Origin of the sequence: Mesorhizobium captivum (assembly GCF_033977165.1) — a bacterium.
Classification (GTDB): Bacteria; Pseudomonadota; Alphaproteobacteria; order Rhizobiales; family Rhizobiaceae; genus Mesorhizobium; species Mesorhizobium captivum.
This window is the reverse complement of sequence record NZ_JAVIJB010000036.1, coordinates 59,629-69,743: the sequence shown is the minus strand read 5'-3', so window position 1 is coordinate 69,743 and position 10,115 is coordinate 59,629. Positions and strand designations below refer to the sequence as shown.

General features: G+C 63.8%; 8 protein-coding genes. 3 read left to right on the top strand and 5 right to left on the bottom strand.

Annotated elements, in window-relative coordinates; genetic code table 11:
• Nucleotides 1–140: 140 nt before the first annotated feature.
• Together RFM40_RS25535 and pdeM are read left to right on the top strand one after the other, a co-directional pair.
• Nucleotides 141–2,660: a ligase-associated DNA damage response DEXH box helicase gene (locus RFM40_RS25535; protein WP_320228784.1), complete on the top strand. Its 2,520-nt coding sequence runs from the start codon at nucleotides 141–143 to the stop codon at nucleotides 2,658–2,660.
• Nucleotides 2,661–2,682: 22 nt separating this feature from the next.
• A complete protein-coding gene (gene pdeM / locus RFM40_RS25530; protein ID WP_320228783.1) occupies nucleotides 2,683–3,399 on the top strand; it encodes a ligase-associated DNA damage response endonuclease PdeM in 717 nt (238 codons plus the stop codon).
• Nucleotides 3,400–3,425: 26 nt separating this feature from the next.
• On the opposite strand, the gene RFM40_RS25525 is transcribed toward pdeM, so the two are convergent.
• From RFM40_RS25525 to RFM40_RS25505, 5 genes are all read right to left on the bottom strand, one after another.
• Complete coding sequence (locus tag RFM40_RS25525; RefSeq protein ID WP_320278536.1) at nucleotides 3,426–4,250, bottom strand: tetratricopeptide repeat protein; 825 nt, start codon at nucleotides 4,248–4,250, stop codon at nucleotides 3,426–3,428.
• A 66-nt stretch (nucleotides 4,251–4,316) separates the two neighbouring features.
• Nucleotides 4,317–5,252, bottom strand: coding sequence for a dimethyl sulfoxide reductase anchor subunit family protein (locus tag RFM40_RS25520; RefSeq protein ID WP_320278535.1), 936 nt, complete (start codon nucleotides 5,250–5,252; stop codon nucleotides 4,317–4,319).
• Between the two features lie 12 nt (nucleotides 5,253–5,264).
• Nucleotides 5,265–5,999: a 4Fe-4S dicluster domain-containing protein gene (locus RFM40_RS25515; RefSeq protein WP_320228780.1), complete on the bottom strand. Its 735-nt coding sequence runs from the start codon at nucleotides 5,997–5,999 to the stop codon at nucleotides 5,265–5,267.
• Nucleotides 5,996–8,926 (bottom strand): molybdopterin oxidoreductase family protein, encoded by a 2,931-nt coding sequence (locus RFM40_RS25510; protein ID WP_320228779.1) that lies wholly within the window; start codon nucleotides 8,924–8,926, stop codon nucleotides 5,996–5,998. Before RFM40_RS25510 ends, RFM40_RS25515 begins: the two co-directional genes overlap by 4 nt.
• Complete coding sequence (locus tag RFM40_RS25505; protein WP_320228778.1) at nucleotides 8,923–9,081, bottom strand: hypothetical protein; 159 nt, start codon at nucleotides 9,079–9,081, stop codon at nucleotides 8,923–8,925. Before RFM40_RS25505 ends, RFM40_RS25510 begins: the two co-directional genes overlap by 4 nt.
• A 122-nt stretch (nucleotides 9,082–9,203) precedes the next feature.
• Here RFM40_RS25505 and RFM40_RS25500 point away from each other — a divergent pair, with 122 nt between their 5' ends.
• Nucleotides 9,204–10,112 carry a LysR substrate-binding domain-containing protein gene (locus RFM40_RS25500; RefSeq protein ID WP_320278539.1) on the top strand — a complete coding sequence of 303 codons (909 nt, stop codon included), beginning with the start codon at nucleotides 9,204–9,206 and terminating at the stop codon, nucleotides 10,110–10,112.
• Nucleotides 10,113–10,115 lie beyond the last annotated feature (3 nt).

Below are 10,115 nucleotides of genomic sequence, written 5' to 3'. Positions count from 1 at the left end.
CGTTCTGGCCTCCCAAATATGAACCCGAAGCAAATGTGTGCGCACACTAGCCCACAAGGGGAGAAGGAAAAGGGCACCTTGATCCCCTTTTGTTCCGATTCTTCTTGGCGAGCGCGCGCCGTCGCGCTACCTCTTCACGCGTGACAGAGCAGCCGCGCCTTGCCAAACAGAATGCCGCCGTTCTCCTGCCCGAGCCATTCGTCAAATGGTTCGGCGCAAAAGGCTGGTCGCCGCGCGTCCATCAGCTCGAACTGCTGGCGAACGCGCAAGCCGGACAATCGGTGCTGCTGATCGCGCCGACGGGCGCCGGCAAGACGCTGGCCGGCTTCCTGCCTTCGCTGACTGAACTGGCCAGCCGGCCGCGCCGCAAACCCGGCCAGGCGCATCGCGGCATCCACACGCTCTACATCTCGCCGCTCAAGGCGCTGGCCGTCGACATCGAGCGCAATCTCGGCAAGCCGGTCGAGGAGATCGGCCTGCCGGTCACCATCGAGACCCGCACCGGCGACACGCCTTCGCACAAGCGCCAGCGGCAGAAGCTGGTGCCGCCCGATATCCTGCTCACCACGCCCGAGCAGCTCGCTCTGCTGATCGCATCAAACGATGCCAAGCGTTTCTTCGAGGATCTGCGCTACGTCGTGCTCGACGAATTGCATTCGCTGGTCACTTCGAAGCGCGGGCATCTTTTGGCGCTAGGCTTGGCCCGGCTGCGCGCCTTTGTCCCCGAACTGCAGATCATAGGCCTGTCGGCCACCGTCGCCGAGCCGGATGAATTGCGCCGCTGGCTGGTCGCGCAAAATCCATCCGGCGAAATGGCCGGGCTGATCACGGTCGCCGGCGGCGCCAAGCCCGACATCTCCATCCTCGACTCGCGCGAGCGGGTGCCATGGTCGGGACATTCGGCCCGCTACGCCATTCCCGAAATCTACGAGGCGATAAAGCAACACCGCACGACGCTTCTCTTCGTCAACACGCGCAGCCAGGCGGAACTGCTGTTTCAGGAGCTTTGGCGGGCGAACGAAGATTCTTTGCCGATCGCGCTGCATCATGGTTCGCTCGATGTCGGCCAGCGCCGGCGCGTCGAGAAGGCGATGGCCGACAATGCATTGCGCGCCATCGTCGCCACCTCAACGCTCGACCTCGGCATCGATTGGGGCGATGTCGATCTGGTCGTGCATGTCGGCGCGCCGAAGGGCGCCAGCCGCCTGGCGCAGCGCATCGGCCGCGCCAACCACCGCATGGACGAGCCGTCGAAGGCGATCCTGATCCCGGCCAACCGCTTCGAGGTGCTGGAATGCCGCGCCGCGCTCGACGCCAACTATCTCGGCGCGCAGGACACGCCGCCGCTGGTCAAGGGCGCGCTCGACGTGCTCTCCCAGCATGTGCTGGGCGTCGCCTGCGGCGGACCGTTCGATGCCGACTCATTGTTCGAGGAGGTGCGCGGCGCCGCTCCTTACGCGGCGCTTGAACGCGAGACTTTCGACCGCGTCATCGATTTCGTCGCCACCGGTGGCTATGCGCTCAAGAACTACGAGCGCTATGCCCGCATCCGCCGGAACAAGGACGGGCTGTGGCGCGTCTCGCATCCGAGCGTCGCGCAGCAATACCGGCTGAATGTCGGCACCATCGTCGAGATGCCGGAGCTCAATATCCGCTATGTCCGGCAGGGCCGCGGCATGGCCGGCCGCGGCGGGCCGGTGCTCGGCAAGATCGAGGAGTATTTCGCCGAGACGCTGAGGCCCGGCGACAACTTCCTGTTCGCCGGCAAGGTGCTGCGCTTCGAAGGCATCCGCGAGAACGAATGTGTCGTCTCCAACGGCGCCGGCGCCAACATCATCGTGCCGTCCTATGCCGGCGGCAAATTCCCGCTATCGACCTATCTCGCCGAGCAGGTGCGCGGCATGCTGGCCGACAGCGACCGCTGGCGGGTCTTGCCCGAGCAGGTGGCCGACTGGCTGCGGCTGCAGAAGGAAAAGTCGGTGCTGCCGAAGCGCGGCGACCTTCTGGTCGAGACCTTTCCGCGCGGCAACCGCCATTACATGGTCGCCTATCCCTTCGAGGGCCGGCTGGCGCACCAGACCCTTGGCATGCTGCTCACGCGCCGACTGGAGCGCGCGCATGCCAGGCCGCTCGGCTTCGTCGCCACCGACTATTCGCTCGCCGTATGGGCGCTGGACGATATGGCGGCACTTTTCAAGGCGAAGAAGCCGTCGCTGGCCGCACTTTTCGACGAGGATATGCTTGGCGACGATCTGGAAGCCTGGCTGAACGACAGCTGGATGCTGAAGCGCACCTTCCGCACCTGCGCGGTCATCGCCGGGCTGATCGAGAAGCGCTATCCCGGCCAGGAAAAGAGCGGCCGCCAGGTGACGGTCTCTGCCGATCTCATCTATGACGTGCTGCGCAGCCATGAACCTGACCATATTTTGCTGCAGGCGACACGCACCGACGCTTCGGCCGGATTGCTCGATGTCAGCAGACTTGGCGAGATGCTCTCGCGTGTGCGCGGTCGAATCGTGCATAAGCATCTCGACCAGATTTCGCCGCTGGCGGTGCCGGTGATGCTGGAGATCGGCAAGGAATCGGTCAATGGCGGCGCCAACGACACGCTGTTGATGGAGGCCGCCGACCTGGTCGAAGAGGCTATGGGTCGGGCATAGCGGTACAGAGAACGGAGAGGGGATGAATTTTTCGCTGTCGCGCGCAACGCTGATCGCCGAGGCCGACCTAGTCGGCATCGCCGGCGAGCGCGCGGTTTGCGACCGGCGCGGCGTGCTCTATTTCCCCGATCTGAGGCTGCTCGCCGTCTCCGACCTGCACCTCGAAAAGGGCTCGTCCTTCGCCAGGCGCGGCGCGCTGATCCCGCCTTACGACACCGGCGCGACCTTGCTGCGGCTGCAGGCGGTGATCGCCGACTACCAGCCGCGGATCGTCGTCAGCCTGGGCGATTCCTTCCATGACGGCGGCGGCGCCGAGCGCATGCATCTGAGCTACAGGGAGCGCCTGGAAGCGATGATGGCAGGGCGCGACTGGTTCTGGGTCGCCGGCAACCACGATCCCGAGGCACCGGCCGATTTGCCCGGCGAGACCGTCAGGGAGCTTGCCATCGGCTCGCTGCTCTTCCGGCATGAGCCATCGAAGCTGCGGGTGGAAGGCGAGATATCGGGGCACCTCCATCCTTGCGCGCGCATCGTCCAGCGCGGCCGTTCGGTCAGGCGCCGCTGTTTCGCCGGTGACGGCGGCCGCATGATCATGCCGGCCTTCGGCGCCTACACCGGCTCGCTCAACGTGCTCGATCGTGCCTATGCCGGCCTGTTCCGCCTGGAAACGCTCGTAGCCTATATGCTCGGCGCCGAGCGCATTTTCGCCATCTCCGGCTCCATGCTCAGGCCGGGCTGAGATCGTCGTTATATCTGGGATGGAACTCAAGTCTTCTTAAGCGCAGCTTCGATGCGATCAAGCACCTCTTCTGCGCCATGGTATCCCTGGCCTGCCGAGCGCTTTAGCCATTGGACGGCAAGCTCAGCATTCACGTCAACGCCAACGCCTTTGAGATACATCAGGCCCAAGTTGAATTGGGCCTTGCCGTTGTTCAGTTGCGCAGCCTTTTCGTACCAATAGAAGGCTAGCTTCGGGTTTTTATCTACAACCTCACCGGTCAGATAAGCAGCAGCCAGATTGATCTGTGCGTCAACGTTACCTTGCTCCGCTGCTTTGGTAAACCAAAGGACCGCGTCGGAACCACTTTTGGGTACTCCTTTTCCGACGAGGTACACATATCCAAGATATTGCTGAGCTTCGGACAAACCTTGGATCGCGGCCCTGCGCCATAGCTTTGCCGCTTTGGAATCGTCAAGCGGAACGCCCTTACCCCAGGAATACAAAAGTCCGAGATTCAACTCGGCTACTGCCAGGTCCTGATCCGCCGCCTTGCTCCACCATTCAGCAGCTTTGGAATAATCCAGTGGAACGCCAAGTCCCCTGGAATACAGAAATCCGACGTTAAATTGGGCAATAGCATCGCCCGTTTGGGCGAGCGTCGTCCATTCTTTGTATGCTTCCGTATAATTTTTCGCTTTGAAGGCGGCGTCGGCCTCGAGCGCGCCTGCCATTAAATCGTGAGGCGCAAGGATAACTATAAGCGCAACGAAAAATCCGCGTGCAAGACAAGTCGGAAAGTGGGCAGCAGTGAGGTTCATCGATTTGATCTGTAAATAGAGAGCTGGAACGCGCTTGAATGTCGAATCCATCGCCGCTTATCGTAATATTGTCTTTAACTTTCGTCCAGAAGATAAGCGAAAGTTAAACACAGGCACCTATCGCCCATAGTAGAGCGTCACCGTGTGCTTCGCCTCGGCGAAGAACAGCCAGCGCTCCACCAGCATGCCTACGAGCTGAATAATGGCCGCGAGCGCCGACGCAATGGCCGCGAAGGGCCACACTGAGGCGAAGGCGATAGCAAGCAAGACAGCCGGCACGGCGAAGGCCAGGCCCTGCGTGATCCGCCGCAGCTTCGCGCTGTGCTTGCGCGCGATGCGGAATCCCATTTCCTTGAGCAGGTAGTTTTCTTCGGTGTGCGGCCATTCGATCGACCGCACCGTGCCGCCGGCCAGCCCCGTCGCCGTGTTGGCGTTGGTCGGGATCTCCAGCCGGTCATCGTACCGCCAGGTCGCGAGTTTCCAGCCCCAGCCGGCAAGTGTGGCGAGCAGCGAGAACATCAGCACCGCCGTCGAGTCCACGGCGAAACCTTGGAGAAGAGCGTTCAGCAGCACGGCGCCTGTCATCGCCGAGAAAATAAGATAAGCCGGCAAAGTATAGCGGCTGTGCCACTGCGCGATCGGCTTCAGCGAGGCATAGATCATGCCGGTCGTGCAGACCGTTGCGGTTGCGCCGGCCGCCGCCAGCAGGCCGGCGATGGCCACCCAGCCGCCGCTCTTGCCGAGCAGTACCCAGCCGATGCCGAACAGCCCGGCCGGAATGAAGGTCGCGACCGACGAAACTCCTTCGCGCGACAGCCAGGAGCTGCGCCATTGCGAGAAGGCCCGCCAGGCGCGCTCGGGCCGGCCGAGATGGCCGGTCGAGGACAATAGGCCGGCGCCGATCAGCCCGAGCGCCAGGCCCATGCCGACAAGGCCAAACCAGAAATCGGCTGGGATCAATCCAAATCCGCCGAGCACGCCGAGCAGCGCCAGCAGGCCGTAGCCGGCGCCGGTGGCGGTGGTGAAGAAGACGACGGAAAGGCCGGGATGCATGATTGGCTGAAGCTAGTTCGAAAGCATGCGGTCGATCCAGCCGAGAAAGCCGCCTTCTGCTTTGATAGGCTCCAGCGCAGGCGCGTCCACCTTCGCCGCGCGTTCGCTGCGGGCGCGCGGCGGCAGGTATTTGTTGGTCGGCTTGTAGCCGAGCTCCGGCATCAGGTCGACGCCGCCGCGCTCCTCCACAAGCTGCGAGATGGCTGAGGCAGGATCGCCAAGATCGCCGAAATGCCGGGCGCTGGTCGGGCAGGCGGCGACGCAGGCCGGCACGCGGTCCTCCGTCGCTAGATTGTCGTTGTAGATGCGGTCGACGCAAAGCGTGCATTTCTTCATCACGCCGACATCCGTATCGAACTCGCGCGCGCCATAGGGGCAGGCCCAGCTGCACAATTTGCAGCCGATGCACTTGTCCTCGTCGACCAGCACGATGCCGTCGGAGGCGCGCTTGTAGGAGGCGCCCGTCGGGCAGACGGTGACGCAGGCCGGTTGCTCGCAGTGGAGACAAGAGCGCGGGAAGTTCACCGTGCGTCCGCCCAATTCCGTCGTGTGCTCATAGCTGTGCACGCGGTTGAACCAGACGCCGTCGGCATGCCCGCCATAGGGATCGATGTCGGTCAGCGGCGCCATGTGGCCGCCGGCGTTCCATTCCTTGCAGGCGGTGACGCAGGCCTGGCAGCCGACGCAGGTGTCGAGGTCGATGACGAGGCCAAGCTTCTTCTCGGTATGGGCGGGAAGGCAGGTCATTCGGCGGCTTCCCTCTTCATGCGGAACGCGGCGCCGAAGCGAAGCACGTCCGGCGAAGGCCCGACATTTGGCGGCTGCCGGAAACGCTCGAATTGCGGCTCGGTGAAGCCGGCCTCTTCCGCGGCGCATTTGACGATGCGCACGCGCACGTCGAACCATGCAGCCTGTCCGGTGACGGGATCGGAATTCGAATAGCGTTTGCCATTGCCGTCGGCCGGAGTCAGGTCGCCAATAATGTGGTTGAGCAGGAAGCCGCGATTGCTCTCTGCGGCGTCGTCTTTCAGGCCCCAACTGCCCCGCCGTTTGCCGATCGAGTTCCAGGTCCAGACTGTGTCCGGATTCACCCCGTCGATCAGCTTGATCTGCCCTTTCACCTTGCCGTTGATGCTCTCGATCCACACCCAGTCATCATCGGCCAGCCCAAGCCTCGCTGCGGTTTCACTGTGCACGAACAGCCGGTTCTGGCTGGTGATCTGCCTCAGCCACGCATTCTGCGAGCCCCAGGAATGGTACATATGCATCGGCCGCTGCGTCAGCGCATGCAGCGGATATTTTTGCAGATCGACGGCCTCGTCCTCGAAGGGCGCGTACCAGAAGGGCAGCGGGTCCATATAGGCTTCGATACGGCCGCGCTCGGCTTCTGGCGGTTGCGATTTCCCATGGCCGCGCGCGGCCAGCCGGAAGCGCTGCATCGGCTCTGAATAAAGCTGGAAAACGATCGGCTCCGCCTTGGCGATGAAGCCCATTTGGACTGCGAAGTCGAGATAGGCGCGGTTGCCCATCTTGTAGTAGCGCTGGTCGTCGGAAAAATCGTGGTGCCAGAAGCCGCCATTGTCGATGTAGCGCTGCAGCTGGTCCGGATTGACCTCGCCCTTGCCGTTCGAACGTCCATCCTTGCCGCGCCAGCCAGCGAGCGGGCCGATGCCGGGCGTACGCTCATGGTTGACGATGTAGTCGGCATAGTCGTGATATTTCGCCGAGCCGCCCTCATCGATGAAGCCGGGCAGGCCGAGCCGCGCGCCGAGCTCGATCAGCACCGACTGGAATGGCCGCACATCGCGATCCGGCTGCACCACGGGATGGCGGATGGCGTCGCCCGGCCCGTCCGCATGGCTGATCGGCCGGTCGAGCAGGCTGATGCAGTCGTGGCGCTCGAGATAGGTGGTGTCGGGCAGCACTAGGTCGGCGAACGGCACCGTCTCGGAATAATAGGCGTCGGAATAGATGATGAAAGGGATCTTGTATTCGCCCGACGCATCCTTGTCGGTCAGCATGGCAATGGTCTCGACGGTGTTCATCGAGGAATTCCACGCCATGTTCGACATGTACATCATCAGCGTGTCGATCTGATAAGGATCGCCGGCCCAGGCGTTGCGGATGACCGAGTGCATCAGGCCGTGCGCGGCCAAAGGCGCCTCCCAGGAATAGGCCTTGTCGATGCGGGTAGGGCGGCCGGCCCCGTCGACGAGCAGATCGTCCGGCCCTGAGACGAAACCGAGCGGCATGCCTTCCAGCGGCGTCATCGGCCGGACGTCTTTTCCAGCGGGCTTCGGTCCAGGTGGTGCGCAACGGGGGTAGGGCGGCTTGAAGCGGAAGCCGCCGGGCACATCCACCGTGCCCAGCAGCACCTGCAGCAGATGGATGGCGCGGCAGGTATGAAAACCGTTGGAATGGGCCGAGATGCCGCGCATGGCGTGCATCGAGACAGGCCGGCCCTTGATCGTCTCGTGGCGGCGGCCCGCCCAGTCGGTCCAGGCGACCGGCAGTTCGATCGCCTCTTCGAAGGCGACATGCGCCAGCTCCGCCGCGATCCGGCGGATCGCATCGGCGCCGACCCCGCAGCGCTCGGCGACCGCATCCGGCGAATAGCTCTCGTCCAGGTAGCGGTCGGCGATCAGCTGGAACGCCGGCACGCAGCGCCGGCCATTGACCGTGTAGCTGCCGGTCAGCGCCGGTTTGGCTTCCGGGTCGGTTGCGTTGGCAGGGGCCTTCGCCACCCTGTCCCAAGCCAGCAAATTGCCGGCGCCATCGCGCACGAACAGTCCGTCATCGGCGGCCCCAGGTTCTTGTACGACAAGCACGTGCGCGTTGGTGTAGCGCAGCAGATAATCGAGATCGACCCGGCCCGCTTTGAGCAATTCGTGGATGAGCGCAAGCACGAACAGGCCGTCCGTGCCTGGCCTGATGCCGATCCAGTCGTCGGCGATGGCGTTGTAGCCGGTGCGGCACGGGTTGACCGACACCACCTTCGCGCCGCGCGCCTTGAGCTTGCCGAGGCCGATCTTGATCGGGTTGGAATCATGATCCTCGGCGACGCCGAACAGCATGAAGTATTTCGTGTTGTCCCAATCGGGCTCGCCGAACTCCCAGAACGAGCCGCCGATCGTGTAGAGCCCGCCGGCCGCCATGTTGACCGAGCAGAAGCCGCCATGGGCGGCGAAATTCGGCGTGCCGAATTGGCTCGCCCACCAGCCGGTCAGCGACTGCGACTGGTCGCGCCCGGTAAAGAAGGCGAGCTTTTTCGGGTCGGTCCGGCGGATCGCTGAAAGTCGCTCGGTGGCGATGGCGAACGCCTCGCCCCATTCGATCTCGCGGAATTCGCCGGAGCCGCGCGGACCCTCGCGCAGCAATGGCTTTCTCAGCCGCGCCGGGCTGTAGTGCTGCATGATGCCGGCGCTGCCCTTGCCGCAGATCACGCCGCGGTTCACCGGGTGATCCTTGTTGCCGTTGATGTAGCGCACCTTGCCGTCCTTGATGTGGACGTCGATGCCGCAGCGGCAGGCGCACATGTAGCAGGTGGTCTTGGCGATACTGTCGGAGACGCTTGGCGAGGTGTCGACGCCATCGCGTTCATTAGGCGCGCGCGTATCGGCCAGTGGCCGCTGGGAGGGGGCGGAATTGGCGCCGCGCGGCGCAGCCGAGTTCATGATCCGCGAACGCCCTTGCCGCCCGCCATCCTGGCCTTCGTCTTCGGCCCCGGTCCGCGCATATAGTGAAGCTCGGGATGGTAGCGCTCGCCGGCCAACTGCCGCCTCAGCCGGCGGCTCCAATGCGCGAAAAGGGATTTGAAGCGCCCGATCATTTCCACCTTGGCGGGAAAGAAGCCAAATTATTCCAAGTTCGGACAAAAACTTAGAACAAAGCGATTGATCTGTCTAACAAGCGGCTCTTGTAATTCCGATCGATTTTGCTTCTTAGTTGGCCATGACCCTTGACCAGTTGCGCATATTCGTCGCCGTCGCCGAGCACGGCCACATGACCAAGGCGGCCGAGCTGCTCGGCATCTCGCAATCCGCCGCCTCGGCCGCCATCCGCGCGCTTGAAAGCCAGCATGGCGTGCGCCTGTTCAACCGGGTCGGGCGCAACATCGAGCTGGCGCAAACCGGTCATCGCTTCCTGCCCGAGGCCAAGGCGGTCCTGGAACGCGCGGCCGCCGCTCACAATGTGCTGGAACATGTCTCGCAGACTGTCACCGGCAGCCTGTCGATATCGGCGAGCCAGACCATTGCCAGCTACTGGCTGCCGCGGCGCCTGGCCTCCTTCCACGAGGCCTACCCGGCGGTGCGCCTCAGCGTCACCATCGGCAACACGAGGCAGGTGGAGACCAATGTGCTGGACGGCCGGGCCGATTTCGGCCTGGTCGAGGGCCGCACCGAGTCGGATATCCTGCGGCGCGCCACGGTCGACGAGGATCGCATGATGCTGGTGGTGGCGCACTCGCATCCCAAAATTCCGACGACACCGGCGGGAAACCTCGACATCAGGGCGTTGCGCTGGATCATCAGGGAGGGCGGGTCGGGCACGCGCGAGGCGCTGGAGGATTTTGCGAGGAGCGAAGGCGTCCCGCCGGCGGAGCTGCAGATCTTTCTCGTCCTGCCCAGCAACGAGGCCGTGCGCCAGGCGGTGGAGGCCGGCGCGGGCGCCGCCATCATCTCCGAGCTCGTCGTAGCGCGCTCCCTGGCGGAGGGCAGCCTGAGATCCGTGCCGGTCGATCTGCCGAAGCGCGATTTCGCCATGATCACCCATCGCGACCGGCAGGCGAGCCTCGCGCAGATGGCGCTGAAGGCGCATCTCACTGGCAAGACCGACGCCTCGCCGACCGGCAGAAGTTAAAGA